Source organism: Microbacterium sp. SORGH_AS_1204, assembly GCF_030818935.1.
In the GTDB taxonomy this organism is placed as follows: Bacteria; Actinomycetota; Actinomycetes; order Actinomycetales; family Microbacteriaceae; genus Microbacterium.
This window is the reverse complement of sequence record NZ_JAUTBD010000001.1, coordinates 90404-115891: the sequence shown is the minus strand read 5'-3', so window position 1 is coordinate 115891 and position 25488 is coordinate 90404. Positions and strand designations below refer to the sequence as shown.

Here is a 25488-nt window from a genome sequence, read left to right as displayed (position 1 = left end):
CAGGCGCGTCAGCTGCGCAGGTGCGACGCCCCGTTCAGGTCGAGGATGGCGCCCGACGCCCACTGCGAGCGAGGCGAACTGAGGTACACCACGGCATCCGCCACTTCTTCCGGGGTCGCGACGCGGCCGAAGGGACTCTGATCCCGGATGCCGTCGCCCGCCGCGCCGGCAAGCTTCTCCTGTTGCCGGTCGGTGCCCACGAAGCCGGGCGCGACGCTCGTGACGGCGATGCCGTGCGGGGCGAGGGCGACCGCGAGGGACTGGCCCATCGCGTGCAGGCCCGCTTTCGCGGCGCCGTAGGCGGGGAATTCGGGTTCGCCGCGGAAAGCGCCGCGCGAGCCCACGTTCACGACCGATCCGGGGAGCCCGCGTTTGATGAGCGACCGCGCCACGAGGAAGGTCATGTTCGCCGGGGCGCGGAGGTCGATGTCGACCATCTGCTCCCAGATGGTGTGCCAGGCGGCGTAGTCGACGGTGGCGATGGGATGCGAGGTCGATGCGTTCGGCGCGATGGCGGCGTTGTTGACGAGCACGTCGATGCGACCGAAGGCCTCGAGCACATCGCTCACGACGCGCTCCGCGACAGCGGCGTCGGAGAGGTCTCCGCCGACGACGATGTGACCCTCGCCGTGCAGGGATGCGAGCGTCTCGAGCGCGGCATCCCGATCCTGTCCGTAGTGGACGGCGACGCGATCACCCCGCTCGCTGAGGGCGACGGCGATGGCCCGGCCGATCCCGCGAGAGGCGCCGGTGACGAGGGAGAACAGCATGCCCTCATCCTCGTCGATGCGCCGAGCGTCCGGGCGGCGACGCGAAACGGCGACTCCGCCCGGACTGTCCGGGGCTCACACGCCGGGGTGATGAACCGGTCACGTCCGACGTGGACCACTCACGTTACGTCGCGGCCGGCGCGCATCACCCGGCTTGACGAGCTCCCCCGGCAGATGCGGGGTCCCGCCGGAGCAGACGGGCCCCTTGGGGGCGGCATCTGCCGTTCGGGGCGGAACCGGCCGCTCGAAGCGGAACCGGCCAATTGGGGCGGGATCGGCCGCTCGGGGCGAGAATTCGCCGCCCCGAAGCGCCAAATCCGCCCCGAAGCTGAAGAACCGACGTCAGGCGCGGGTGAACCCGTCGAGGTCGGGGTCCCAGAAGGCGTCGGGGTTGTCGATGTCGAGCGTCTGCTCGTGCGCGATGGCCGGCGCCTGCGGGAAGCGCTTGTGCTGACGCAGTTCTTCGGCGGCCCATCCGAAGTCGGGCTCGTCTCCGGACCAGTCGTGCGCGGGGGCGCTGAGCACATCGTTGCCGACGCCGATGACCAGCTCGGCCTCCTCGGTCGCTCCGCTCGCGGTGACGATCGGGATGCTGACGGCCTCGGCTTGACCGTCGGCGGCGATGGATGCCGTCAGCTGCACGAGCGCCTCGGCGACGTCGTCGGTCGTGGTCACGGTCTCACCGGCGTACGTTACACATCGCATCCCCTCATGGTGGGGGTGAGCGCGCCGCCCAGGGGGCCACTTGCCCCGCAGGCCTCCGCTCGGCTAGGGGTCGATGTCGGAAGTGCGCGCTAGGTTGCCAGACACGACGAAGAGGAGCGCAATCAGTGGCTGACATTCCCGAGCTCATCGTCGCCGACGCGCACCGGTGGCGCGCTTGGCTCGATCAGAACGAGAGCGCCAGCGACGGCGTGCGGCTCGTCCTGGCGAAGAAGGGCACCACCGTTCCCACGGCCCTCACCTACGCCGAGGCGCTCGACGAGGCGCTGTGCAGCGGATGGATCGACGGCCGCCGACAGTCTCGGGATGCCGCGACCTTCTGGCAGCACTTCACCCCGCGCCGCTCGCGGTCGCTGTGGTCGACACGCAACGTCGACATCGTGGCCCGGCTCAGCGAGGAGGGACGCATGCGTGCACGGGGGGCCGATGAGATCGCGAAGGCCCAGGCCGACGGACGGTGGGAGCGGGCGTACGCCGGTCCCGCGACGATCGAGGTTCCCCCCGACCTGGAGGCCGCTCTGGATGCCGCACCGGCGGCTGCCCGCGCCTTCGCGGCCCTGAACAAGACGCAGCGCTACTCGTTGCTCCACCCGGTGGTCACCGCCGCGAACGACAGCGTGCGTGCGGCACGCATCGCACGGCACATCGAGCGGCTGGAGGCGCTCGACGCTGAGGCCGGGGAGGGCGCCTGACTCGCCGACGCTCACCCGCGCCGAGCACCGCGTCGCGAAGGACGGGTGACCGAGACGGGCCCGGCCCCACCCGACCGGGCGAGAATGGGCTCATGCGCGCGCGACGGTCGTTGAGCCTGGGGATCGTGGCATCCCTCATCGCGGGGCTCGTCGCCTGCTCCGCCCCGAACCCGGGCGCAGCGCGGTCTGCGCCCGCGACCCCCGGCGACGGGCCCGTCGTGGCCTTCTACGGCGACTCGTACACGCGGGGGACGGGCGCGAGTTCGCCCGAGAAGCGCTGGTCGACGATCGTGTCGGCGGAGCGCGGCTGGCAGGAGATCAACCGCTGCGAGAACGGCCTCGGCTTCGTCAACCGCCGCGCCTCGATGGGGCCCGGCCTGAACGACATACCGGCGCTGATCATCGCCGACGACCCCGACATCGTGTTCGTGACGATGGGGCTCAACGACAACTTCAGCTACGACAGCGCCGCCGACGACATCCGTGCCGCCATCGACAGCGACCTGCAGCGCCTGCGCGACGGGCTGCCCGACGCGCGCATCGTCGTCGTCGAGCCGTTCTGGTACACCGACGATCGCCCCGCCTCGGTCGACATCATCGCGGGATGGGTCGAGGCCGCCGCCGAACGCATCGACGCCGACCACATCGACGGCGCCGGCCACTGGCTCGACGGACACTACGCCGACTCCGCCGACAGCTGGATGGCATCCGACGGGCTCCACCCGAACGACACCGGCTACGCCGAGATGGCGGAACGGATGGATGCCGCGCTCCGCGCCCTCGACCCGCCCCTCTGACCGTCGCTCACCCTCGCACCGGACCGAGCGCTTTCGCGGCAGACCAGCGCTTTCGCGACAGGCCGGCGACCGCGGCGGACCGGGCGAACGGCGCCGCGGGATCCGGCGGCTCGCCCGGGTCGCGACGGGCCGGCGACCCCGGCGGACCGGGCGAACGGCGCCGCCAGATCTTGCGGCTCACCCGCCCTCGCCGTTGCGGCGGGGACCAGCAACGGCCGGGTGTCACCCCGCGGCTCTGCCGCGCAAACGCCGGCGTCACGCCGGGTAGTCCGACACCTCGAACAGCCGCGCGAGATGCACCGCATGCGCGGCGACCGTGGCGTTCGTCTTCGCCACGGGCTCCGGTGTCTCGTCGAGGTCGTTGTAGTCGCCGCCCTGCATCGCCTCGCCGTTCCAGTAGGTCGCGCCCTGGGCGGGAATGGTGAAGCCCACGTCGTTCAACGACTGGAACAGGTCGGCCGTGATCTTGTGCGCGCCGTCTTCATTGCCCACCACGGCGACGACGGCGACCTTGCCCACCAGGATGGGGCGCCCCTCTTCGTCGGTTTCGCTGAGCTCGGCGTCGAGGCGCTCGATCACGCGCTGCGCGACCGACGACATGTGCCCGACCCAGGTGGGGGTGCCGAAGACGAGGATGTCGGATGCCAGGATCTTGGCGCGAAGACCCGGCCACTCGTCTCCCCCACCCATGTCTGTGTCGACGCCCGGGTGGACCGCGAGATCGACGACCCTCACGATCTCGGTCATGACGTCATGCTGCGCGAGCTGGGCCGCGACTTCGCGCAGGATCTTGTCGGTGCTCGACGGTGCGTCGCCCGGCTTGAGCGTGCAGTTCAGAGCGAGTGCTGAAGTCATGGGATGCCTTCCGATCGGAGCGGGCACCGTACGGCGGACGAGGCTCCCCCGGCGACGGGGTTGACGCGGCCGACCGAGCGGGCGGGACCTCAGACGTCGACGCTCGTGCGCGCGCGGAACCAGACCGTCAGTTCGCGCACCGCGCGGATGCTGGCATCGTCGTCGTCGGACTCGAGGTCGGCGAACGTGTCGCGGAAACCCTCGGGCGGCGGGGAGGAGGGAACGCCGATCGGTTCGTACCCCATCGTCCACTCCGAGAACCGTCGCTCATCGAGCTGCTCGCTCAGGAGCACTCGCACGTCGGCGTGCCGCGGGTCGCGCCGGATCTTCGTCATGAGCTCGTCGACGGCATCCTGAGGCCCTTCCAGCACCTGGAAGAAGCGCCCGCGCCGGTACAGCAGCATGCCGGTGAGGTCGTGGTCGTGGTTGGACGCGCGGCTCTGCGCGAGCAGGGCGGAGAGCGCGGCGTCGTCGAACGAATCGGCGGCCGTGCTGACGTAGGAGACGGAGACCAGGGGCGTGCTCATGCGACCGCGCTCCCGTCGTCGGTGGAGCGGCGCGCGGGGACGCGTACCTGCTCGAGGGTGACCGGCGCGTCGTGCGGCGGCTGCGCGTTCGTGACGGTGGCCATCGCCTCGGTCAGCTCGGTGAAGCGTCCGACGACGCGCGAGCGGCCGTCGTGCGCGAGATACACGCCGTCGGGCTGACGATCGATGTAGCCGAGGAAGACTCCGCTGCGGCTGCCGACATGGAAGCCCTCTTCGACGCGAGCCCAGACGACTCCCGCTCCGGGCTGTTCGGGAGACACCATGGTCACCCTCCTTACACCCGCGATGGAACCGGGCAGAAGTGACCGTACCCGGGGCCTCCGACATCGAGCCGCCCTTGACAGATCGGCGCCTCCGCGTCGTGCCGTCGGCGCGAGACCGCGGCCCGCCGACGAGACGGTTGCGGGCGGCGACCGACGTGTCGGCGAGATGCCGACTCGCGGGCCCCGGGGCCGGCGGCGGCGCCCGTCTCCCGGTCCGTGGCGTTCAGCGGATGGCGGCGCGGATCTGGGCGGCGTCGTCGGTGCCGCTCGCCTCGACGATGAGGCCCTGCTCCACGCGCCACATCGCGAAGGACGCGATGCTCACGCGCCGTCGCGTGGCGGGGTGGTGCGCGAACGCGCCGGTGTGGGTTCCGCCGCCGCGCAGGTGCACCGCGAGGCGGTCGTCTTCGACGAGGAGCTGGATGCGTTTCCACTGCCAGTCGGGGAACCCGTGCAGCAGGTCGGCGTACTCCCCGATCCAGGCGTCGGCGCCCGCGGGCAGGTGCGCACGGCGGACGCGGGGGTGCAGGAAGCCTCGCAGGTCGACGAGGTCATGCCGGTTCAGCGCATCGAGGACGTCGGCGAACCACTCACGCGTCTCCCACGGCTCCACTCCCCCATTATCGGCGGCGGGACGGGGCAGCCTCCGGCAGGCCGGCGCCGTCGGCCTGTTCGCGCAGCATTGCGGCGGGACGGGACAGCCTCCGGCAGGCTGGCGCCGTCAGCCTGTTCGCGCAGCACTCGTGACGGTGACAGCGCACGCGGCGAGGATCCGTGCCGACGCCCGCCCCGGGGATTCATCGCCTAACACATGACCGAAGAGACCGCCGCCCCCTCGGCCGACCCCGCGCCGGCGTGAAACCGTGGCGGGCATGGCATCCCCCCTCGCCCTCCTCCGTGACGACTCGCTCTCGCTCCTCGCCCGCGGCTACGGCTTCGGCGCGCACCTCTGGCGTCGCGCCGACCGCGGCGCTCGGGCTGTCCCGTTCCGGCTCCTCGGCCGCGAGGCCCTGTTCGTGCGCGGCGAGGAGGGTGTGACGCTGTTCTACGACGAGTCGCGCGTGCGCCGTCACGGAGCGATGCCGGCGTTCATCCAGGAGTCGCTGTTCGGCCACGGCTCGGTGCACAGCCTCGACGGCGACGAGCACCGCCACCGCAAAGCCACGTTCGTCGACGTGCTCTACGACGACGCCGAGGTGGAGCGCCTCCTTCCCGAGCTCGACCGGCAGTGGCAGGGCGAACTCGACGCGTGGGTCGCCGGCGGCGAGCGCACCGCCTACGAGGCGGCGGTCGGGGCGCTGGGCCGCGCGATCATGCGGTGGGCCGGCATCCCCGGCACTCCGGCGGCGCAGACGCGGTGGGCGAAGCGGCAGGCGCAGATCGTCGACGGCTTCGGCGTGCCCTACTCGCCGGAGTTCCTGCTGGCCCTGGCCAACCGCCGCTGGTCCGACCGCCATGCCGCCGAACTCACCGACGCCGTGCGCGAGGGCACCCTCGACCCCGCCGAGGGCACCGCGCTGCACGCGTGGGCGTGGCACCGCGACCGCGACGGCGAGCTGCTGCCGGCGAAGCGTGCGGGGATCGAGCTGCAGAACAGCTTCCGCCCGATGATCGCCGTGTCGCGCTTCGTCGCGTTCGCCGCGAAAGAGCTGCACGACCGACCCGAATGGCGGGAGCGTATCGCGGCGGAGACAGCCGAACGCGGCACCCTGGTCGGCGGAGAGCGCACGACGATGTTCGCGCAGGAGATCCGCCGCACCGCACCCTTCGTGCCGATGCTGCCCGCCTGGGCCGTCGCTGACATCGAGCTCGACGGCGAGCGCGTCTCCGCCGGCGGCCGGGTCGTGCTCGACATCCTCGGCACCGACACCGACACCCGCGAGTGGGAGCGCCCGTCGGCGTTCGACCCCGAGCGCTTCCGCAGCGTCGACGACTACGAGGCGCTGAAGGCGTTCGTCCCCCACGGCGGCGCCGACGTCGCCACCGGACACCGCTGCCCCGGCGAGAAGCTCGCGATCGCCGGGCTCGCGGCATCCATCTCCGCCCTCAGCGACCCGCGCATCCGCATCAGCGGCCGCGGCCTCGACGTGAACAGGCGACGGATGCCGACCAAGCCGCGTTCCGGGGGCCGCGTGCGCCGCGCGGACGCGCCGTCGGGCTGCCCGTTCCACCGCGGGTGACGCGGGACCAGGGTCCGCGCGCCGGGAACAGAACGATGTGCCGTCTCTATGACGAGGCCGCGGGCTGCGTGCAGAGCCGGATCACTCTCGGGCGCCCACCCCGCCACTACACTGACAGCCCATGCCTGTACCGCGACGAGACGTCGAGCGCACGGCCGCCGTCGTTCCCACCGGGTATCTGCTGACGAAGAGAACACTCGCTCTCCGATACGTGGACGACGAGAACGGATGCCGCGAAGAGCCGCACACCCACGTCGAGCACGCGGTGTTCTATCCGGAGCGCGCGACCGCGACCCTCGTCGCCGACGACCGCGAGTGGCCCCTTTCGCTGGGTCAAGGGCTGTGGGTCCCCGCCGGTACCGTCCACAGCGCGAGCCGATCTCTGAAGACCACACTGGCCGTGACATTCATCGACACGACAATGGCGTCGGCCCCTCTCGACGAGGTGGGGTACGTCACGGTGGGCTCCGCGCTCAGGGAGCTCCTGCAGCACCTCGAGCTCACGGGGATGCCGCGCGCACAGCGTCTGCGCGCGCAGACGGTGTGCCTCGACCTCGTGACCCGCGAAACCCGACCTCACATCGAGCTCCCTCTCCCCCGCGATGAGCGAATCGCCCCGATCGCGGCCTCCCTCGCGCACGACCCCGCCGACGACCGCTCCCTCGAAGAGTGGGCGACCCTCACCGCGCACAGTTCGCGCACCGTCGCGCGAGTGTTCAAAGCGGAGACGGGATGGACGTTCACACAGTGGCGGACACGCGCCCGCCTCGCCCTCGCCATCCGCCTCCTGGAAGACGGCATCCCCGTCGGGATTGTCGCTCGTCGCGTGGGGTACACGAGCAACAGCGCGTTCACGGCGGCTTTCCGCGGGATCCTTCAGCAGCCCCCTCGTGCCTATCGCGCGAGTCATCACCGCTGAACTGTCGCCCCAGCGTCACATCCTGTCCTCTGCGCGACAGAGTGATTGCGTACGGTGTACTTAGGTTTGCTTACCTGATCACCGAACACCCGACTGGACCGCAATGTCCTTTCATCTCCGCTCGGCCGCAACCGTCGTTCTCGTCAGCGTCATCGCGCTCGCTGGTTGTGCGTCACCCGCTCCGATCTCGCCATCGAACGACTCCCCCGACGAATTCCCGGTGACCATCTCTCACGCGCACGGGGAAACGACCATCTCCGCCGCCCCGGAGCGCGTCGTGGTCCTGGGAAGCAGCGCGGAGGACGCGGTCGCCGCCCTGGGTGTCGTCCCCGTGGCGGTGCCACACGAGTACGGCACGACGGACGGTTACACCGAGTGGTTCACCGATTACGTGACCGGTGAGCTCGGCGCGGATCTTCCTCCGGTGCTCACCGCGGACGGCGATGGCTCCTACGACCCCGAAGAGGTGCTGAGCTACGCGCCTGACGTGATCTTCGCCCCGTACTCGGGAATGACGGAGGCGGAGTACAAGCAGTTCAGCGACATCGCCCCGACGATTCCCTACGCACAGACGCCGTGGACGTACGGCGGCTGGTCGGATGTCGTGCAGCTCGCCGGCACCGTTCTCGGACGTTCCGATCGAGCGCGAGAGCTCATCGCGCAGACGACGGACACGATCAGCGCGGCCGCCGACGACCACCCCCAGCTCGCGGGACGCAGCTTCATCTTCGGCGAATGGGTCGAGGATGGCATGACGGACCTCGCGGTCTACTCGCCCGAAGACCCTCGCACGAACCTGCTCCGCGGATTCGGGATGATCGATGCCCCGTCGGTGAACGAGGCGGTGGGTACTTTCGCCGACCAGTACTACGGCTACGTCAGTCTCGAGAACGTGAACGCCCTCTCCACCGACGTCTACGTCGGTTGGGCCAACAGTCCCGAGAAGATCGACCAGACCTTGGCCAATCCGCTCATGGCTCGATGGGCACCGATCGCGGAAGGACGGTACTTCTACGTTCAGGACCCTCCGCTGTTGGCAGCGATCACCGTGCCGTCGGTGTTGAGCGTCCCGTGGGCGATCGACCAAGGACTCCTCGACGACCTCTCGTCCGCTGTCGCGGGTACGCCCGTCGTCCGCGCGGCATCGGGATCCGCCGAATGAACGTGCGCGACACCTACCCGGGTCTCCCGTCGGCATACACGCCCCGCGTCCACGGCGCCGAGGTCACGGCGGTGGCCCGCGTCGGGGCGGGAATGGTCCGCGTCACTCTGGGCGGCCCGGAGATGAGCGACTACCCCACCACCGGCATCGGCGACGAGTACGTCCGTCTCTTCTTCCCCGACGAGCCCGACGAGCACGTACGGCTGCCCTTCGTCGCCGGCCGCGGATGGGATTACCCGGAAGGGGTCGAGCCCTCCGTCATGCGGACCTACACGATCCGCGCGCACCGCCCCGGCTCCGTGGACGTCGACTTCGTGTCGCACGAGGGCGGGGTCGCGGCCGCCTGGGCGGCACAGGCACGCGTCGGGCAGCAGGTCGGGCTCACCCCGCCCATCGCCCTCTACGACCGTCCCTCGTGGGCACGCCGCCAAGTTCTTCTCGCCGACGAGCCCGCCCTTCCCGCGGCTCTCCGGATCGCGGAGCTGACCGGCGCCGCGATCGAGACGACGGTGATCGCCGAGGTGCCCACGAGCGAACATCAGCTCGGCGTGGAAGCGATCGGCATCCATCCCGCCTACGTCTGGCTGCGAGGAAGCGGGAACGGCCGCGCCCCGAGCGCGCTGGTCAGCGCCCTGCGCCGAGCGAACATCGACCAGGAGACGTACGTGTGGGTCGCGGGTGAGACCCGTCTGACCCGCGACGCCCGGAAGTACCTCCGGCACGAACGTCGGCTGGCGGGCGAAGCGTACAAGTGCGTAGGGTACTGGACCGACCACGCGGAGGAGTGGGAAGCGCGCTACGAGCAGCTCGGGAAGGAGTTCCACGACCAGCTCGACGCGCTCTACGCCAGCGAGGGCGACGCCGAAGAGATCGCCGACCAGATCTCAGAGATGTACGAGACAGCCGGACTCTGAGGGATGCCGACCATCTCTCGCCGACAGTCGCCGACGGCCGCCGACGGTCTGCGGCTCGAGGCCCGCCGCGCGGGCCTGGTCACCGCGAACGGCCCCCGCACGGGCGGTCTGATCGTGTGCGTCGTCATCCTCGGCGCCGCCGTCGTGCTGAGTCTCGGGGTGGGAGCGCGGGATATCGCCCTCCCGACCGTGTGGGCGGCGCTCACGCAGTTCGACCCCGCGAACGACGAGCACCTCATCGTCCTTCAGCTTCGCGTGCCGCGGACGGTCACGGCGCTCGTCGTCGGCCCCGCCCTCGGAATGTGCGGGGCACTCATCCAAGCCTTCACCCGAAACCCTCTCGCCGACCCCGGGATCCTCGGCGTCAATGCGGGAGCGAGCTTCGCCGTGACCATCGCCGTGGGAGTCTTCGGCGTGGCAGCCCCGTGGGGATACGTCTGGTTCGCGCTCTGTGGAGCCGCAGGTGCGACCGTCCTGGTGTACATGCTCGGCTCGCTCGGCCATCGACAGGCCGACCCGATCCGGCTGACACTGGCCGGCGTCGCGATCAGTGCTGCGCTCGGCGGCGTCACCACCGCCCTGACGCTGGCGAACCGCGACGCCTTCCAGGATCTTCGATTCTGGGGCGTGGGATCGGTCGGAGGGAGAGACCTCGGCGTCGTGGTCGGACTCTCCTGGCTCATCGCGGGAGGGCTCGTCTTGTCGCTCGTGATGTCGCGCTCGCTGAACGCTCTCGCCCTCGGTGACGAACTCGCCACGTCACTGGGCGTGCGCACCGGGACCGTGCGCGTCGGCGTGATCGTGGCGGTGACGCTGCTTGCGGGAACGGCGACGGCCCTCGCGGGCCCGATCGCATTCGTGGGTTTGATGGTTCCCCACGTCGTGCGCTGGTTCGTCGGTCCTGACCAGCGGTGGATCGCCCTCTACACACTCGTGTGCGGCCCCATCCTGCTGCTGCTCGCCGATGTCGTCGGCCGGATCATCCTCCCCAACGGCGAACTCCGTGTGGGCCTGGTCACCGCGATCATCGGCGCGCCGGTGCTGATCCTGCTGGCACGGCGTCGGATGGCGAGCGGGCTGTGACCGCCTCTGATGCCCTCACCGCGGATGCGGGCGCGAGAACCGATTTCGGCTATCGCGTCCTCATCTTCCGCCGGGGGCGACTCTCCGGTCGCTGGGGTCGTCGTAGCGCGATCGTCGGAACCGTTCTCGGTGTCACCGCCCTCTCGTTGACGATCGTGGCGGTCTCCGTCGGAACGTACCCGCTGAGCCTGGCCCAGGTCGCCTCCGCCCTCATCGGAACCGCGGACGCCCAGACCACACTCCTCGTCACCGGGTGGCGGTTGCCACGTGCGCTCTTCGCGCTGGCGTGCGGAGTGGCGCTCGCTCTCTCGGGCGCGATCTTCCAGTCGTTGACGCGCAACCCGCTGGGCTCACCCGACATCATCGGCTTCTCTTCGGGATCGTATACAGGCGCGGTCGTGATGATGTTGGGGTTCGGGTCGACGCGATACCTCGACGTCGCCGCGGCATCCCTCGTCGGGGGATGCGCGACCGCGGTCCTCGTCTACGCGCTGGCGACACGCAACGGAAGCGCCCAGCCTTTCCGTCTGATCATCATGGGGATCGGAGTCGGCGCGCTTCTGTCGTCGCTGAACTCGGCCCTGATGCTCTTCGTCGACGTCGACACCGCGATGCTCGCGGCCGTATGGGCCGCCGGGTCTCTGAACGGCCTCGGGTACGAGCAACTCGTCCCCCTCTCCGGAGTCCTCGCGATCCTCGTCGTCGCCCTCGCGGTCCTCGCGCCGAGCATCGGGCAACTCGAATCGGGCGACGACGCGGCGCGCGGGGTCGGGGTGCGTGCCAACGCCGTGCGATCGGCATCCGTCGTCGTCGGAGTCGCCCTCACAGCGCTGGTCACCGCCGCGACCGGACCCATTTCCTTCGTCGCCCTCGCGGCTCCACAGATCGCCCGGAGGTTGACGCGCTCCACCGGACTGAACCTCACAAGCTCAGCCCTCGTCGGCGCGAGCGTCCTTCTCGCGTCCGACATCCTCGCCCAGCGCCTCGGCTTCCCCGTCGGCGTGGTCACTGCAGCCCTGGGCGGCGCGTACTTGGCGTGGCTGCTCGCGACAGAACTCCGGAGGACCCAGAGAATATGAGCACTCTCCTGCGCACCGACGAGCTGCGGGTCGGTTACGACGGTCGTGTCGTCTGCGACGGTGTGACCATGGACATCGTCGCCGGCTCGTTGACCGCGATCATCGGCCCGAACGCGTGCGGCAAATCGACGCTGTTACGCGCCATGGCGCGGATTCTCCCCGCGAGCGCGGGGTCCGTGCTGCTCGACGGACGAGACATCGCCGCCTTTCGGACGAAGGAGCTGGCGCGCAGCCTCGGGCTGCTGCCGCAGACGTCCGCCGCACCCGAGGGCATCCGCGTCGCCGACCTCGTCGCGCGGGGGCGGCATCCACACCAACGAGTGTTCGATCGGTGGTCGCACACCGATGAGCACGCGGTCAGGCGGGCGTTGGAGGTGACGGGCACGACCGATCTCTCGGGTCAGCTCGTCGACGAGCTGTCGGGCGGTCAGCGCCAGCGCGTCTGGCTCGCGATGGTCCTCGCGCAAGACACACCCCTGCTCCTCCTCGACGAGCCGACGACATTTCTCGACATCGCCCACCAGTACGGGCTCCTCGACCTGTTCCGACGTCTCCGCGACGACGACGCCAAGACGATCGTGGTCGTCCTGCACGATCTGAACCAGGCGGCGCGATACGCAGACAGCCTGATCGTCATGAAGGAAGGTCGCGTCGTCGCCGCGGGTGCGCCCTCCGACGTCATCACGGCCGAGATGGTCGCGCATGTGTACGGACTCCCCTGTCGCATCCTGTCCGATCCGGAGACGGGAACACCGATGGTGGTACCGCTCGCATCGCCGGGCGACCGCACGGGCCCGGATCCCTCGCGCGACGAACCGAGCCGCGCGATCACGGCGCTGGACGCGTAGTCGCCCCGACCGTCACCCCGGTCGGGTGCACCGGATGCCGCCGTGGGCGTCGTTCGGGGATGCGTCACCCGGGCCGGAGCCGGAGCAGCCGGCGAGCACGAGGGCGGCGGTTGCGATGCGGTGCATGAGACGCGCGCTTCCCCGCATCGCCCCGATATATGCGCCCTAGCTACGGAATAGACGCGATTGATACACCGACGGACCAGCTCTCTCATCGAAGGATCATGACGTGGTGACCGACCAGCTCTCGGTCGGGCACTTCATCAGCGGCACCCGGCGCGTGGGGCTCGTGCAGTCGGCGCTGGCCCCGCATCTGCTGCGCATCGGCGGCATCCGGGTCGTACCACTCCCCTTCGCGGCGACGCCGATCGTGAGCGCCCTGTGGTGGCATCCGTCCCACACCCGCGACCCCGAGCACGAGTGGATGCGCGGCCTGTTCGCCGAGGCCGGCCGCGTGATCGCCGCGGGCCACACCCCGCACTGAGGCGGTCTCCTTCTGCCGCGGTCTCCTTGTGCCGCGGGCTCCTGCGCGCCCGCGGCACCGCGACCCGTACTCGGACGCTCAACCGCGCGACCCCCGACCCCGGCGACACCGCGCAGCCCGGGAACGGAGCGGTCCGGTTCTCCACAGCCCGGCTGCCCGCCCGCGCGACCCCGGCACCACGCCGTCCAGCACCTCGCGTCCTGAAGAAACCCCCGGAATTACGCCCGTGTAGTTTCGAAGATTCCGCCGGATACCGCGTTTTCCACAGGTGGTTCGCACAGAGAATGGGGGCTTACGCACACCTCTCCACAGACTTATCCACAGGGTCATCCACGCCCGTTCGCAGACGCGTGCGACGCGAGCGGTCGGCTCAACCTCCCGCACCGCGCGGGCACCCGGCGGATCCATGCTGCGATCGCCTCCACCGTCGGCGGACCCACGACCGCCTTCCCGCTCGAGACCGACGCGCCTGGCGCTACCTCGCCGTCCCCCGCAGCTCCGCACCGGCCGCCTCCGTCGCGAAGGTGCGCGCCGCGGCGCTGGAGCCCCGCCAGGAGCGCCACACCGCGCAGGTGCTCGACGTCGCCGGTCAGCCGGCGTCTCGCCCGTGCTCGGTGTCCGAGAACACCTCGGCGGCGATCCGGAACGCCGTGTTGGCCGCAGGGACGCCCGAGTAGATCGCCGACTGCAGGATCACCTCGCGGATCTCGTCGACCGTCAGGCCGTTGCGCAGCGCTGCGCGCAGGTGCATCGCCAGCTCCTCCTGGTGCCCGTGAGCGATCAGCGAGCTGAGCACCGCGACCGAGCGTGAACGGCGATCGAGGCCCGGGCGGGACCACACGTCGCCCCACGCCACCCGGGTGATGAAGTCCTGCCAGTCGGCGGTGAGGTCGGTCGCCGCCGCGGTGGCGCGGTCGACGTGCGCGTCCGACAGCACGGCGCGGCGCACGGCCATGCCCTGCTCATAGCGTTCCTGGTCGGTGGCCATCAGGCGTCCTTTCGAGAGGCGGATGCGAAGAACGAGCGCAGCAGGGCCGCCGTGGCCTCGGGCTGTTCGGCGGGCGGCAGGTGCCCGGCGTCCTCGATGCGCGCGGTGCGCCCGTCTCGGACGCCCTCGGCGATCTCGACGGCTTTGGCCTCGGGCGCGACGGCGTCGAACGCGCCCCATGCCGCGAGCACCGGCACAGCGATGTCGCCGAGCACCGGACGCACGTCGTAGGCTGCGAGCGCCTCGCAGCAGCGGGCGTAGCTGTCGTCGTCGGCGTCCTGCAGCGCGTGCAGCAGGCGCCCGGTCAGCTCGGGGCGGCGGGCGATCGAGTCGGGGGCGAACCAGCGCTGCGCCGAAGGCACGATGAGGCTCGATGTGCTCTGCGTGCGCGCCTGCGCCGCGCGGTCGTTCCAGGCGGCGGGGTCGCCGAGCTGGGCGCCGGACGCCACGATGGCGGCGGCTCGCACGCGATCGCCGTGCCGCAGCGTCAGCTCCAGGCCGGTGGCACCCCCGAGCGAGACCCCGGCGTAGAGGAACGTGTCGTCGGGAACGGCCGCGGCCACGGCATCCGCGAGGTCGGCGACGGTGAACGCCTCGCGAGCGAGGGGGCCGACGCCGTGCCCGGGCAGGTCCCACGCCGCGAGGCGATAGTCGTCGGCGAGCAGTGGCACGACGTCGTCCCAGAGGATCGTCGACGTGCCGAGCGAGGGCCCCAGCACGACCAGCGGCGCACCCTCCGGCCCGACCGGTGCCCTCAGCGCGATCAGCGAAGCCGCACTCATTTTTCGACGCCGCATTCGTTTGCGCGGAAACCAGTGCGGTCTCGACGATCGCGTGCGCCCTCGGCGTCGCCTTCGCCGTCCCGAGGGCCCGCCATGCCCGCGCCGCCCCGCGCCAAGCGCGGCGCGACGCCGACGTACGCTCCCGGGTCGAGCAATCCGTCGACGTCGAGCCCCGCCGCCTCGGGCAGTGCCCGGAGCCGCGGCGCGAGGTCGTCGGAGCCTTCCAGCAGCTCGGCGAACCGGTCCGCGCCGATGAGGGGCACGAGCACGCCGCGCAGCCGCTCGCTCACGAGGCGTCCGCCGGTCATCGTCGCGTTGCGCGTCGCCGCGTCGACGTCGACCCGCAAGTGGGCGACCATCGAGGCGGCGTGCCACGACGCCCCGAGCGCCAGTCGCAGCAACTCGCGCAGCGTCGGCCACTCGGCGTGCCAGGCCCCGTCGGGGCGTTCGTCGACGGCGAGGGATGCCGCCAGGTGCAGCGTCGCCGCCAGCTGCGGCGCGCGGAGAGCGGCGGAGCGGATCAGCATCGCCTCAGCGGGGTTCTGCTTCTGCGGCATGGCCGACGACCCGCCGCCCACTCCTTCGGACACCTCGCCGATCTCGGTGCGGCTGAGGGTCGCCACATCGCCCGCGAACTTGCCCAGCGCGTCCAGCGTCTGAACGAGCGCGTCGCCCAGTTCGGTCACCGGCCAGCGCGTCACGTGCCACGGCGCGTCCGGGACGTCGAGCCCCGCCGCCCGGGCGTAGACCGCGGGCAGCGCCGCCGCGGCATCCACCGATCCGGTGATCTCGACGAACGAGGCGAGGGTGCCGCCGGCACCGCCGAGTTGCGCCGGAAGAATCACCGCGTCGAGACGGGATGCCGCGCGCGCGATCGCCTGCGCCCATGTCGCCGCCCGGGCGCCCACCGTGGTCGGCACGGCGTGCTGGGTCAGCGTGCGCGCGGCGGCGATGTCGTCGGCGTGGCGCACCGCCAGCTGCCGCAGCGCCTCGGCCGCGTCGCCGAGCGAGGCACGCACCTTCTCGACCGCGCGCCGCGCGACGATCATGAGGGCGGTGTCGAGGATGTCCTGGCTCGTCGCGCCGCGGTGGATCCACGCGCGATGGTCCGCGGGCACGCGCTGCTTCAGCATCCCGACGAGCGGGATCACGGGGTTTCCGCCCGCCACCGAGGCGGCGATGAGCGCGTCGATGTCGAGCGTCGCCGACGCGGCGCCGCCCTGCCGGTCGAGGCCGAGGGCCTGGTCGATCCCCGCGCGCACCTCTCCCGGGGCGACGCCCGACTCGACGTAGGCCGCGACGAGCGCGCACTCCGCCCGCACCAGGGCGTCGAGCACCGCGGCATCCGACACGAGCGCGTCGTGACCGACCGCCACGGGCGTCAGCAATCCGCGATCCAGGGGCTCAGAAGGCAAGGAAGACCGTCTCTCTCTCGCCCTGCAGCCGGATGTCGTGGGTGAGATGGCCGCCGGGCATGCGCGTCGCGACGAGGGTAGCGCGCTCCTGCGACGTCAGCGTCGACAGCAGCGGATCGGCGGAGAGCGCGGCCTCGTCGCCCGGCACGTAGATGCGCGTGTGCAGCTTGTCGGGAAGGCCCCGGGCGAAGACGATCGCCGCGTAGAAGGGGGCGCGGCCCCGGATGCCACCGGGCTCGCGCGTCCAGAACTCGAAGTGCCCCTCGTCGTCGGTGAACGCCCGACCGAAGCCGGTGAACGTGTGGTTGTCGCGACGGAACGCGCCGCGGGCGCGCGGCACCGAGCCATCGGCATCCGCCCCGAAGATCTCGACCAGTGCGTCGGGGACCGGAGCGCCCGCCCCGTCGTACACCGTGCCGCCCAGCACGATCGCGCCGGGCGAGTGCGGGAAGACGACCTCGTGCTGCTTCGGGTACTCGAGGCCGTAGGCGAAGAAGGGGCCGACCGTCTGGCCGGGGGTCGGGCGGTGGGTCTTGGCGGGCCCTTCGACAGGCTCAGGGACCCCATCGACAGGCTCAGGGACCCCATCGACAGGCTCAGGGACCCCATCGACAGGCTCAGGGACCCCAGGCTCAGGAACCACTCCGTGAATGGATGTCGTCGTCATGTCACTCGTCCTCGGGCTCGAAGTAGGTCTGATCCGGCCCGTCGACCACGATGTCGAAGCGGTACCCCGTCGCCCACTCGGGCGAGGTGAGGTCGTGGTCGTAGACGCCGACGAGGGCGTCGCGGTCCTTCTGCCGGGGAATGGTGTTGTAGATCGGGTCGAGCGCGAACAGCGGATCGCCCGGGAAGTACATCTGCGTCACGAGCCGCTGCGTGAACGACGAGCCGAACACCGAGAAGTGGATGTGTGCCGGACGCCAGGCGTTGCGGTGGTTCTTCCACGGGTACGGGCCGGGCTTGATGGTGGTGAAGCGGTACTCGCCGTTCTCGTTCGTGACCGCGCGCCCGGCGCCGGTGAAGTTCGGATCGAGCGGGGCGGGATGCTGATCGCGCTGGTGGATGTAGCGCCCGGCCGCGTTGGCCTGCCAGATCTCGATGAGCTGGTTCGCGACCGGCCGGCCCCACGAGTCGAGCAGGCGACCCTGCACGCTCATGCGCTCGCCCAGCGGCTCACCGGCGTGCTGCAGGGTGAGGTCGGATTCGATCGCGGCGACGTCGCGCTGGCCGAACGCGGGCGAGAACAACTCGATGGTCTCGGGGTCGACGAGCTTCGGGTTCTTGGTGGGATGCCGCAGCACGCTCGAGCGGTAAGCGGGGAAATCGTGCGCGGTCGCGGCGACGCGCTCCCCGGCGGACTCGAGAGCGGCGAGCTCGGCGTGACGGGCGCGGATCTCGCCGACGATCTCGGCCTGCGACGCCTGGTCGGGTGCGGCGAGCAGCGTTTCGGGCGCCGCGGCGGGGGTGTGGGACATGGGGTCTCCTTCGACGCCTCCATCGTCCGACACCGCGCGGCGATGCGGCGAGCCATTCCCGCTGAATGGGAATGGTGGCATCCTGGTCCCATGGCGAACTCCCCCTCGGGCGACTCGGTCACCGACCGCCTGGTGCGCATCCTCGAGACGTTCACCCCCACCCGCACCGCCCAGTCGACCGCCGACATCGGGCGGCGTGCGGGCCTGCCGAGCTCGACGGCGCACCGGATCGTGGGCGAGCTCGTGGATGCCGGTCTGCTCGAGCGCGACGACGAGAGGCGCGTGCGCGTGGGCATGCGGCTGTGGGAATTGGCGACGCGCTCATCCCACGCGCTACGGCTGCGTCAGGCCGCCCTGCCGTACATGGAGCGGGTGCAGCAGCGGGTGCGCGAGCACACCCAGCTCGCAATCCTCGAGCACGATGAGGCGCTCTTCCTCGAGCGCCTCAGCGCCCCCGATTCAGGCGCCAACATCACGCGCGTCGCGGGGCGATTGCCCGTGCACGCCTCGTCGTCGGGCCTGGTGCTGCTGGCGTACGCTCCGCACGACCTGCAGGAGCGCGTGCTGGCGGGCCCCCTCGCCCGCGTGACGCCCGCGACGATCGTCGACCCGGCGGCGCTGCGCCGCACGCTCGCCGAGATCCGGACGCTGGGCCGCGTGATCGCGCCGGGCTATGTCGACGAGATCTCCACCGGGGTCGCCGTCCCCGTCCGCGACGAGACCGGCGCGGTCGTCGCGGCCCTCTCGGTCGTGCTCCCCCGCGACGCCGAGACGCAGTTCGCCCTCGTCGAGCTGCACCGTTCGGCACGCGACACCGAACGCGCCCTCGGCTATCGTCCGTGAGTCCGCGGCATCTCGCGGCATCCCGTTCATCGGGAAGGCCACCTCTCCGGTCACGTCGACGGCGCGGAACGACCCCGCCACGCACGGCGCGCAGCGGGGTCGTTCGCAGGGGGCTCACGCGCGCTGCAGGCCGCGCACCGGGCTGACGGACTGCTCGGCCTCGTGGTCGGGGCCGAGCGGGATACCGCTGCGGTCGCGCAGCAGCAGGGTGGCGAGGAAGCCGATGACCGTCATACCGGCGAGGTAGACGGTGACCGCGTTCGTGCCGCCGGTCGCGTCGACGAGCGCCTGAGCGATCGTCGGGGCGAAGGCCCCACCGAGGATCGCGCCGATCGCGTACGAGATCGACACCCCGGAGAAGCGGATGGATGCCGGGAACAACTCCGCGTACAGCGCCGCCTGGGGCCCGTAGGTCAGGCCCAGGCCGACCGTGAGCACGACCAGGCCCAGGGCGAGCATGCCCACGCTGCCGGTGTTGACGAGCGGGAACAGCAGCAGCACGCCGACGAGCTGGGCGGCCCAGCCGACGAAGTAGGTGTTGCGGCGGCCGATCTTGTCGCCGATCCACCCGCCGATCGCGGTGAAGACCAGCCACGACACGGCCGAAAGGGTGACGGCGCCGAGCACGTCGGCGGTGGCCAGCCCCACCGGCCCGTTGGGGTTGGTGGCGTAGCGCTGGATGTATCCGCCGGTGGTCATGTAGCCCACGGCGTTGTTGCCCGCGAACACGAGCGCGGCGATGATCACGAGCACGGCGTGCTTGCGGAAGAGCTGGATGATCGGCGCCTGGGTCTTCTCCTTGCGCTCGCTCAGTTCGACGAACACCGGGCTCTCCTCGACCTTCTTGCGCACGTAGTGGCCGACGAGGATGAGCACGAACGACAGCAGGAACGGCACACGCCAGCCCCATGCGAGGAACGCGTCGCCCGGCGCGATCAGCGCCATCAGCGCGAGGATGCCGCTGGCCAGCAGCAGACCGAGCGGCACGCCGAGCTGCGGGGAGGCACCGAAGAGGCTGCGCTTGGCCTTGGGGGCGTGCTCGACCGCCATGAGGACCGCGCCACCCCACTCGCCGCCGGCCGAGATCCCCTGCAGGATGCGCAGCAGGATCAGCAGGATGGGGGCGGCGATGCCGATGACGTCGTACGTCGGCAGCACGCCGATGAGCGTCGTGGACGCGCCCATCAGGATCAGCGTCAGCATGAGGACGATGCGACGGCCGTACTTGTCGCCGAGGTGCCCGGCGAGGAACGCGCCGAGCGGGCGGAACAGGAAGCTCAGCCCCACGGTGAGGAACGACAGGATCTGCGCGAACCCGGGCCCGGCCGGAGCGAAGAACAGCTGACCGAACACCAGGCCGGCGGCGGTGGAGTAGAGGAAGAAGTCGTACCACTCCACGGTCGTGCCGACGACCGTGGCGAAGACGACACGGCGGCGGTCCGCCGCGGTCGAGATGGTGCCGGTCGGGGTGAAACCACCCGAGCGGCGTGAGTGTTCAGCGGACATGCAGGACTCCTTGGACATCGTTGTCGACGCCGCGACGTGACCGTCGCGGCGGGTAGGCAGGGATTCAGCGTTGGGACAGTTGCGGGACCACGGCGAGCCGTGGGCCGGGAGCGGCCGAGGCCGCGGCGACGAAGTCCTCGAGCTGGTCGAGGTCGTCGAGATGATGGGCGTCGATGCCGTACCCGCGCGCGATCGCGCACGGGTCGAGGCCGTCGATGTCGAGGTACCCGCCGTCGGGGACGTCCATGATGCGCGAGAAGCGCTGGAGCGCCCCGTACTCCTGGTTCTGCGCGATCACGAAGGTGACGGGGATGCCGTAGCGCGCCGCCGTCCACAGCGCCGCCGGGGTGTACTGCATCGCCCCGTCGCCGATGAGCGCGATCACCGGGCGGCCCGGGTCGGCGAGCTGCACGCCGATCGCGGCGGGCAGGCCCCAGCCGAGACCGCCGTTCGCGGGGAAGTAGTACGACTGCGCGCGATCGAACGTCAGGCGCGCCCACAGGGCGTCCGCCGAGGTCCACTCGAGCACGATCACGGCGTCGTCGGGCTTCGCGCGGTCGACCGCGTCGAGGATCGCCGGCGCCGAGAACCGTCCGTCCGTCGCCGGAGGAGCGGCATCCGGCGCGAACGCGGCGCCCGCGGGCGACTCGCCCTGTCGGACGCGGGATGCCAGTCGCGCCGCGGCGTCGACGGGGTCGCCGACGAAGATCGCGCCCGCCGCCGCCCGCGCCGCCTCTCCGGGGTCGGAGGTGATACCGATCAGCCGCGTGCCGGAGGCGAGGGGAGCCCCCTCCACGAACTGGTGGTACCGGAACACCGCGGCGCCGAGCGTCACGACGAGGTCGTGGTCGGCGAGGAGTTCGGCCACGGCCCCGAGCCCGGTGGGCAGGATGCCACGGAAGTGCGGATGCCGCGTCGAGAACGGCGCGCGGGACGGACTCGGCGCGACCCACACCGGCAGGCCGCGGCGCTCGCTGAGTGCACGCGTGGCCGCCCACCCGGCATCCGTGTCCACGCCCGGACCCAGCACCAGCACCGGTGACGACGCGGCGTCGAGCTGGGCCGCGATCTCGTCGAGGTGCGCCTCGGCGAGCACCGGAGCCGCCGCCACCGACCGCGACGCGAGTCCGGCGGCGACGCGCTCGTCGGCGGGTCGCGCCCAGTCGTCGAGCGGGACCGAGACGTAGGTGGGTCCGGTCGGCGCCGACAGCGCCAGCAGCGCCGCCTGCGACACCACCGCGGGCACGTCCTCCGGCCGCAGCGGCTCGGCCGAGAACTTCACGAGCGGATCCGCCAGGCGCGTGGCATCCACGTTCGTCAGCATCGCGTTCAGCGGCACGTAGCGGCGGCTCTGCTGTCCCGCGAGCACGAGCACGGGAGCGTGCGCGGCGGCGCTGTTGGTGAGGTTGCCCATCGCGTTGCCCGTGCCCGACGAGGAGTGCAGGTTGACCACACCCAGCGACCCCGACGCCTGCGCGTAGCCGTCGGCCATCGCCACCGCCGCGCCCTCCTGGAGGGCGAGGACGTAGTCGATGTCGTCGGGCAGGTGCTTCAGCATCGTCAGCTCGTTGGAGCCGGGGTTGCCGAAGATCCGGGTGACACCGCGTGCGCGCAGCACCTGGTAGAACGCCTGGGCGACGTCGGGAGTGGACATGGGGGGATTCCTCCGCGAGATCAGAACGGGTAGGTGGCGACGTCGGCCTGCATCGTGACCCACTGGGTCTCGGTGAAGGCCTCGATGTTCGCCTCGTGCCCGCCGAACCGGGCACCCGTACCGGACGCGCCGACGCCGCCGAACGGGGCCTGCGACTCGTCGTCGACGGTCTGGTCGTTGATGTGCAGGATGCCGCTGGGCAGGCGATCCGCGAGCTCGTAGGCGCGGAACGCGTCCCTCGCGAGGATGCCGAGGGACAGGCCGTAGTCGCTCGCGTTGACGAGCTCGACGAGTTCGTCGACAGAGCCGAAGCGGGTGACCGGGGCGACGGGGCCGAAGATCTCCTTCTGGAACGCGGCGTGCTCGTGGGTGACGTCGGCGAGGACGGTGGCCTCGAAGAACAGACGGTCGTACCCGCCTCCCGCGGTGACCCGGGCGCCGGCGTCGACCGTCTCGCTCACGATCGCGGCGATCTTGTCGCGCTGGCGCTCGTCGATGATCGGTCCGAGCGGCACGCCCGTGGAGGGGTCGCCCGCCGGGAGGGCGGACGCCTTGGCGCTGAGGGCCTCGACGTACTCGTCGTAGATGCTGTCGTGCACGAGGTGGCGCCCGGTGGTCATGCAGATCTGGCCCTGGTGCAGGAACGATCCCCACGCGCCGGCGGATGCCGCGGCGGCGACGTCGACGTCACCGAGCACGACGAGGGCGTTGTTGCCGCCGAGCTCGAGGTGCGCGCGCTTGAGCAGCTGTCCCGCGCGGGCACCGATGATGCGCCCCGCCTCGGTCGACCCGGTGAACGAGATGATCGGCACCGCGGGGTGCTCGACGAGCGCCGATCCCACCTCGACGCCGCCCGGCAGCACCGAGAACACCCCGGCGGGAACACCGGCCGCCTCGAGCACGGCGGCGAAGAACAGGCCGCCGCTGACGCTCGTGCGCGGGTCGGGCTTGAGCACGACGGCGTTGCCGAGGGCGAGAGCCGGGGCGATCGAGCGCGCCGACAGGATGCCGGGGAAGTTGAACGGCGAGATGACGCCGACCACTCCGACGGGGCGGCGACGGCTGAGGCTCAGGCGCGGCCGCGCCGAGCGCAGCAGCTGACCGTACGGCATCATCGCGGTGGCCGCGGCGAGGTGGAACTCGTTCGCGACGAGGCTGGCCTCGAAGTGGGCCTTGCCCTGCGCGGAACCGGCCTCGTCACTGAGCCAGCGGGCGAGGGTCTCGGTGTTCTCCTCGATGATCGCCGCGGCGCGGCGCATGGCGGCGGCGCGCTCCTCGGCGGGGGCGGCGGCCCACGCGGTCTGCGCCCGGCGCGCGGCATCCACCGTGCGGTCGAGGTCGGCGGCGGTGGCCGCGGCCACCCGGCCGATCGTCTCGCCGGTCGAGGGCGAGACCACCGCGGCGGTGTCGGGCGTGCTCACCCACGATCCGTCGAAGTAGCGGCCATCCCAGGTCTGCGGGTCGAAGAACGTCATCGGTCAGTCCCTTTCCAGTGATTCAGTGCGTGAGCGCGGCGGCGCGCAGGGCCTTGTCGGCGAGGGCCGCGGAGGCCTCGTCGACGGCGGCGCGTTCGGCGTCGTCGAGGTAGTCCAGCGGCGTGGGCACGACCGCGCCGTCGCGCACGACGGCCAGCAGCGTCGTGTGGGAGTCGTTGCCGTCGCCGTCGCGCCGCCACACCGCGACCGGCACCGGCTCGCCGGCGGCGAGCTGCGCGATCGTGCGGGCGGAACCCACCGGCGTGGTCCACCCGGAGCTGCGGCCGGGCCGCAGGTCGGACCAGCGCCGGAACCAGCCGCGGGCGTCGGCGTCGATCCGCGCGCGCTGCGCGGCGTCGAGGACGAGCGGAGCGCCGTCGAGGGTGACACCGCTCCACACGAGCACCTGACCGTCGCCGTGCTCGCCGATCACGAGGGCGTCGAGACGGCCCGGGTCCACCTGCAGCTCCCGCGAGATCGCGGCGATGAAGCGGGCGCTGTCGTTGAGGCAGTAGCCGAGGATCCGCGCGGGCTGGATGCCGCTGGTGTGCGCGAGGCAGGTGGCCAGCACGTCGGCGGGGTTGGTGACGATCATGACGAGGCCCGTCTCGCCCGCGAGCGCCTCGATGGCGGGACGCACCGCGTCGAGCACCCCGAGGTTGCCCTGCAGGAAGGCTTCCCGGGTTCCGTCCGGCGTCTCGGGAAGCGAGGCGGCGAACACCACCAGGTCGACGGGCTCCTGCTCGGCCGCGCGGTCGAGCGGCACGACGACGAGCCGGGCCCGCGTGCGTCCCGTGACGATCTGCGCCTCGCGCATGTCGATCGCGTGCGCCTGCAGCACGTTCTCTTTGAGGTCGAACAGCAGGATCTCGTCGTAGTCGTCGCTGAGCGAGAGCTGATGGGCGAGGCCCGCACCGGTGAGACCGGATGCCCCGAGGATCGCGACGCGCCGCGGCGACCATGTCTGCGTCATTGCACTCTTCCCTTCGCGCGTGTTCGTGCGCCGTTCTCGATTCAAGACGCCGAACGCCGAGAGGTCCAGACGAAGGTTCGGATGCCAACCATAGAATCTCTCTATAGAGCTGCACCGGGAGGGCGAGCACATGGCATCCATCGATCTCGATCTGCTGCGCACCTTCGTGGCGATCTACGAGCGCCGCAGCCTCACACGGGCGGCCGGAGCGCTCAACGTCACGCAACCCTCGGTCAGCTACGCGCTGGGCCGGCTGCGCGGGGAGCTCGGTGACCCCCTCTTCGTCCGCTCGGCCCGGGGGATGACGCCGACCGCGCGGGCGGAGCAGCTCTACACCGTCGCCCGGTCCTCGATCGACGCGATCGACGACGTCGTCGCGGGGCGGGAGTTCGACCCGCTCACGGCCCGCTCCCGGTTCCGCGTGGCGCTGACCGACATGGGCGAGTACGCGTACCTCCCGCCCCTCATGGAGCGGATGTCGACCGAGGCTCCCGGCGTGAGCCTCGACGTCGTGCCCATCGACGTCGACGCGGTGGACCGCTGGATCCTCAGCGGAGAGGTCGACGCCGCCGTCAGCAGCGCCGCGCCCACCGGCCGTACCGTCACGACCGATCTGTTCACCGAGACGTACGTCTGCGTGGCGACGTGGCCCGACGAGCTCGTCGGCGTGCGGGTCGAGCCCACCGAGCTGGCGACCCTGCGCCTGGCCCTGATCGACTCGTCGTCGGGGCACGACCGTGTCGGCCGGGCACTCGACGAGGCGGGGATCACCCCGCGCGCGGTGCTGCGCGCGCACCACTTCTCGACCCTCCCCGAGACGCTCGTGCGCTCGGGCGACGCGGCGATCGTGCCGCGACGCGTCGCGGCGATGTTCGCGCGGCGGTGGCCCCTGCGGGCGCGCCCGCTGGGCGAGCTGGTCGAGAGCTTCGACGTGCGGCTGTTCACCCAGGCCGCCCTGCACTCGACGGCGGGCCGTCGGTGGTTCTTCGCGGTGCTCGAGGATGCCGTGCGGGCGTTCGCCGCCGAGTCGTCGGACGGGGAGGATGCCGCCCGCTGA

General features: G+C 71.4%; 27 protein-coding genes. 12 read left to right on the top strand and 15 right to left on the bottom strand.

The genetic code is table 11. The annotated features are described in order from the left end of the window. Positions 1 to 8: 8 nt before the first annotated feature. Together QE410_RS00470 and QE410_RS00465 are read right to left on the bottom strand one after the other, a co-directional pair. Entirely contained in the window at positions 9 to 770 is a 762-nt protein-coding gene (locus QE410_RS00470; RefSeq protein ID WP_307326630.1) for an SDR family NAD(P)-dependent oxidoreductase, read from the bottom strand. A gap of 342 nt (positions 771 to 1112) precedes the next feature. Next, positions 1113 to 1445 (bottom strand): hypothetical protein, encoded by a 333-nt coding sequence (locus QE410_RS00465; RefSeq protein WP_307326628.1) that lies wholly within the window; start codon positions 1443 to 1445, stop codon positions 1113 to 1115. A gap of 155 nt (positions 1446 to 1600) precedes the next feature. Between QE410_RS00465 and QE410_RS00460 the strand changes: the two genes are divergently transcribed. Beyond that, a complete protein-coding gene (locus QE410_RS00460) occupies positions 1601 to 2185 on the top strand; it encodes a YdeI family protein (protein ID WP_307326625.1) in 585 nt (194 codons plus the stop codon). 92 nt (positions 2186 to 2277) lie between these two features. After that, positions 2278 to 2982 (top strand): SGNH/GDSL hydrolase family protein, encoded by a 705-nt coding sequence (locus tag QE410_RS00455; RefSeq protein ID WP_307326623.1) that lies wholly within the window; start codon positions 2278 to 2280, stop codon positions 2980 to 2982. A gap of 255 nt (positions 2983 to 3237) precedes the next feature. On the opposite strand, the gene QE410_RS00450 is transcribed toward QE410_RS00455, so the two are convergent. From QE410_RS00450 to QE410_RS00435, 4 genes are all read right to left on the bottom strand, one after another. Beyond that, a complete protein-coding gene (locus QE410_RS00450; protein WP_307326621.1) occupies positions 3238 to 3837 on the bottom strand; it encodes a flavodoxin family protein in 600 nt (199 codons plus the stop codon). Positions 3838 to 3926: 89 nt separating this feature from the next. Continuing rightward, positions 3927 to 4364, bottom strand: a complete 438-nt coding sequence (locus QE410_RS00445; protein WP_307326619.1) for a BLUF domain-containing protein — start codon at positions 4362 to 4364, stop codon at positions 3927 to 3929. Further along, a complete protein-coding gene (locus QE410_RS00440) occupies positions 4361 to 4648 on the bottom strand; it encodes a hypothetical protein (RefSeq protein ID WP_307326617.1) in 288 nt (95 codons plus the stop codon). The genes QE410_RS00445 and QE410_RS00440 overlap by 4 nt, the downstream gene beginning before the upstream one ends. A 223-nt stretch (positions 4649 to 4871) precedes the next feature. Further along, positions 4872 to 5261, bottom strand: coding sequence for an ester cyclase (locus QE410_RS00435; RefSeq protein WP_307326614.1), 390 nt, complete (start codon positions 5259 to 5261; stop codon positions 4872 to 4874). Positions 5262 to 5520: 259 nt separating this feature from the next. Between QE410_RS00435 and QE410_RS00430 the strand changes: the two genes are divergently transcribed. The 8 genes from QE410_RS00430 (at position 5521) to QE410_RS00395 (ending at position 13317) form a co-directional block, all read left to right on the top strand. Then, a complete protein-coding gene (locus tag QE410_RS00430) occupies positions 5521 to 6828 on the top strand; it encodes a cytochrome P450 (protein ID WP_307326612.1) in 1308 nt (435 codons plus the stop codon). A 121-nt stretch (positions 6829 to 6949) separates the two neighbouring features. Continuing rightward, positions 6950 to 7747, top strand: a complete 798-nt coding sequence (locus QE410_RS00425; protein WP_307326610.1) for an AraC family transcriptional regulator — start codon at positions 6950 to 6952, stop codon at positions 7745 to 7747. Between the two features lie 220 nt (positions 7748 to 7967). After that, positions 7968 to 8909: an ABC transporter substrate-binding protein gene (locus tag QE410_RS00420; RefSeq protein ID WP_307326608.1), complete on the top strand. Its 942-nt coding sequence runs from the start codon at positions 7968 to 7970 to the stop codon at positions 8907 to 8909. Next, positions 8906 to 9823 carry a siderophore-interacting protein gene (locus QE410_RS00415; RefSeq protein ID WP_307326606.1) on the top strand — a complete coding sequence of 306 codons (918 nt, stop codon included), beginning with the start codon at positions 8906 to 8908 and terminating at the stop codon, positions 9821 to 9823. Before QE410_RS00420 ends, QE410_RS00415 begins: the two co-directional genes overlap by 4 nt. Before the next feature lie 3 nt (positions 9824 to 9826). Continuing rightward, on the top strand, positions 9827 to 10906 hold the full coding sequence (locus tag QE410_RS00410) for an iron ABC transporter permease (RefSeq protein ID WP_307326604.1): 1080 nt from the start codon (positions 9827 to 9829) through the stop codon (positions 10904 to 10906). After that, the gene (locus tag QE410_RS00405) at positions 10903 to 11985 is read left to right on the top strand and encodes an iron chelate uptake ABC transporter family permease subunit (protein ID WP_307326601.1); all 1083 of its coding nucleotides are present in this window, start codon (positions 10903 to 10905) and stop codon (positions 11983 to 11985) included. Before QE410_RS00410 ends, QE410_RS00405 begins: the two co-directional genes overlap by 4 nt. Continuing rightward, positions 11982 to 12833, top strand: coding sequence for an ABC transporter ATP-binding protein (locus tag QE410_RS00400; RefSeq protein WP_307326599.1), 852 nt, complete (start codon positions 11982 to 11984; stop codon positions 12831 to 12833). Before QE410_RS00405 ends, QE410_RS00400 begins: the two co-directional genes overlap by 4 nt. A 229-nt stretch (positions 12834 to 13062) precedes the next feature. Continuing rightward, positions 13063 to 13317 carry a hypothetical protein gene (locus QE410_RS00395; protein WP_307326597.1) on the top strand — a complete coding sequence of 85 codons (255 nt, stop codon included), beginning with the start codon at positions 13063 to 13065 and terminating at the stop codon, positions 13315 to 13317. Positions 13318 to 13906: 589 nt separating this feature from the next. On the opposite strand, the gene pcaC is transcribed toward QE410_RS00395, so the two are convergent. The 5 genes from pcaC to pcaH are packed head-to-tail and all read right to left on the bottom strand — an operon-like array spanning position 13907 to position 17980. Next, the gene (gene pcaC / locus QE410_RS00390) at positions 13907 to 14305 is read right to left on the bottom strand and encodes a 4-carboxymuconolactone decarboxylase (protein WP_307326595.1); all 399 of its coding nucleotides are present in this window, start codon (positions 14303 to 14305) and stop codon (positions 13907 to 13909) included. Continuing rightward, positions 14305 to 15087 (bottom strand): alpha/beta fold hydrolase, encoded by a 783-nt coding sequence (locus QE410_RS00385; protein WP_307326593.1) that lies wholly within the window; start codon positions 15085 to 15087, stop codon positions 14305 to 14307. Before QE410_RS00385 ends, pcaC begins: the two co-directional genes overlap by 1 nt. Further along, positions 15084 to 16502: a lyase family protein gene (locus QE410_RS00380; protein ID WP_307326591.1), complete on the bottom strand. Its 1419-nt coding sequence runs from the start codon at positions 16500 to 16502 to the stop codon at positions 15084 to 15086. Before QE410_RS00380 ends, QE410_RS00385 begins: the two co-directional genes overlap by 4 nt. Further along, a complete protein-coding gene (gene pcaG / locus QE410_RS00375; RefSeq protein ID WP_307326589.1) occupies positions 16492 to 17169 on the bottom strand; it encodes a protocatechuate 3,4-dioxygenase subunit alpha in 678 nt (225 codons plus the stop codon). The genes QE410_RS00380 and pcaG overlap by 11 nt, the downstream gene beginning before the upstream one ends. 1 nt (position 17170) lies before the next feature. Beyond that, positions 17171 to 17980 (bottom strand): protocatechuate 3,4-dioxygenase subunit beta, encoded by an 810-nt coding sequence (pcaH, locus tag QE410_RS00370; protein WP_307326587.1) that lies wholly within the window; start codon positions 17978 to 17980, stop codon positions 17171 to 17173. 90 nt (positions 17981 to 18070) lie between these two features. On the opposite strand from pcaH, the gene QE410_RS00365 reads away from it, so the two are divergent. Next, positions 18071 to 18823 (top strand): IclR family transcriptional regulator, encoded by a 753-nt coding sequence (locus QE410_RS00365; protein WP_307326585.1) that lies wholly within the window; start codon positions 18071 to 18073, stop codon positions 18821 to 18823. A 114-nt stretch (positions 18824 to 18937) separates the two neighbouring features. Here QE410_RS00365 and QE410_RS00360 read toward each other — a convergent pair whose 3' ends face one another. From QE410_RS00360 to QE410_RS00345, 4 genes are all read right to left on the bottom strand, one after another. After that, positions 18938 to 20329 carry an MFS transporter gene (locus tag QE410_RS00360; protein ID WP_307326583.1) on the bottom strand — a complete coding sequence of 464 codons (1392 nt, stop codon included), beginning with the start codon at positions 20327 to 20329 and terminating at the stop codon, positions 18938 to 18940. Between the two features lie 64 nt (positions 20330 to 20393). Continuing rightward, positions 20394 to 21983: a benzoylformate decarboxylase gene (mdlC, locus tag QE410_RS00355; protein WP_307326580.1), complete on the bottom strand. Its 1590-nt coding sequence runs from the start codon at positions 21981 to 21983 to the stop codon at positions 20394 to 20396. A gap of 20 nt (positions 21984 to 22003) precedes the next feature. Beyond that, positions 22004 to 23458, bottom strand: coding sequence for an aldehyde dehydrogenase family protein (locus QE410_RS00350; protein ID WP_307326578.1), 1455 nt, complete (start codon positions 23456 to 23458; stop codon positions 22004 to 22006). A gap of 22 nt (positions 23459 to 23480) precedes the next feature. After that, on the bottom strand, positions 23481 to 24431 hold the full coding sequence (locus QE410_RS00345; RefSeq protein ID WP_307326576.1) for a hypothetical protein: 951 nt from the start codon (positions 24429 to 24431) through the stop codon (positions 23481 to 23483). A 130-nt stretch (positions 24432 to 24561) separates the two neighbouring features. Here QE410_RS00345 and QE410_RS00340 point away from each other — a divergent pair, with 130 nt between their 5' ends. After that, positions 24562 to 25488 (top strand): LysR substrate-binding domain-containing protein, encoded by a 927-nt coding sequence (locus tag QE410_RS00340; RefSeq protein ID WP_307326574.1) that lies wholly within the window; start codon positions 24562 to 24564, stop codon positions 25486 to 25488.

Bases quoted from the DNA above. Each gene is read 5' to 3' on its own strand.
- QE410_RS00440 (WP_307326617.1), bottom strand. From the start codon at position 4,648: ATGGTGTCTCCCGAACAGCCCGGAGCGGGAGTCGTCTGGGCTCGCGTC.
- QE410_RS00365 (WP_307326585.1), top strand. From the start codon at position 18,071: ATGGCGAACTCCCCCTCGGGCGACTCGGTCACCGACCGCCTGGTGCGC.
- QE410_RS00340 (WP_307326574.1), top strand. From the start codon at position 24,562: ATGGCATCCATCGATCTCGATCTGCTGCGCACCTTCGTGGCGATCTAC.
- QE410_RS00455 (WP_307326623.1), top strand. From the start codon at position 2,278: ATGCGCGCGCGACGGTCGTTGAGCCTGGGGATCGTGGCATCCCTCATC.
- pcaG (WP_307326589.1), bottom strand. From the start codon at position 17,169: ATGACGACGACATCCATTCACGGAGTGGTTCCTGAGCCTGGGGTCCCT.
- mdlC (WP_307326580.1), bottom strand. From the start codon at position 21,983: ATGTCCACTCCCGACGTCGCCCAGGCGTTCTACCAGGTGCTGCGCGCA.
- pcaC (WP_307326595.1), bottom strand. From the start codon at position 14,305: ATGGCCACCGACCAGGAACGCTATGAGCAGGGCATGGCCGTGCGCCGC.
- QE410_RS00450 (WP_307326621.1), bottom strand. From the start codon at position 3,837: ATGACTTCAGCACTCGCTCTGAACTGCACGCTCAAGCCGGGCGACGCA.
- QE410_RS00345 (WP_307326576.1), bottom strand. From the start codon at position 24,431: ATGACGCAGACATGGTCGCCGCGGCGCGTCGCGATCCTCGGGGCATCC.
- QE410_RS00360 (WP_307326583.1), bottom strand. From the start codon at position 20,329: ATGTCCGCTGAACACTCACGCCGCTCGGGTGGTTTCACCCCGACCGGC.
- QE410_RS00410 (WP_307326604.1), top strand. From the start codon at position 9,827: ATGCCGACCATCTCTCGCCGACAGTCGCCGACGGCCGCCGACGGTCTG.
- QE410_RS00385 (WP_307326593.1), bottom strand. From the start codon at position 15,087: ATGAGTGCGGCTTCGCTGATCGCGCTGAGGGCACCGGTCGGGCCGGAG.
- pcaH (WP_307326587.1), bottom strand. From the start codon at position 17,980: ATGTCCCACACCCCCGCCGCGGCGCCCGAAACGCTGCTCGCCGCACCC.
- QE410_RS00470 (WP_307326630.1), bottom strand. From the start codon at position 770: ATGCTGTTCTCCCTCGTCACCGGCGCCTCTCGCGGGATCGGCCGGGCC.
- QE410_RS00400 (WP_307326599.1), top strand. From the start codon at position 11,982: ATGAGCACTCTCCTGCGCACCGACGAGCTGCGGGTCGGTTACGACGGT.
- QE410_RS00425 (WP_307326610.1), top strand. From the start codon at position 6,950: ATGCCTGTACCGCGACGAGACGTCGAGCGCACGGCCGCCGTCGTTCCC.
- QE410_RS00415 (WP_307326606.1), top strand. From the start codon at position 8,906: ATGAACGTGCGCGACACCTACCCGGGTCTCCCGTCGGCATACACGCCC.
- QE410_RS00430 (WP_307326612.1), top strand. From the start codon at position 5,521: ATGGCATCCCCCCTCGCCCTCCTCCGTGACGACTCGCTCTCGCTCCTC.
- QE410_RS00445 (WP_307326619.1), bottom strand. From the start codon at position 4,364: ATGAGCACGCCCCTGGTCTCCGTCTCCTACGTCAGCACGGCCGCCGAT.
- QE410_RS00350 (WP_307326578.1), bottom strand. From the start codon at position 23,458: ATGACGTTCTTCGACCCGCAGACCTGGGATGGCCGCTACTTCGACGGA.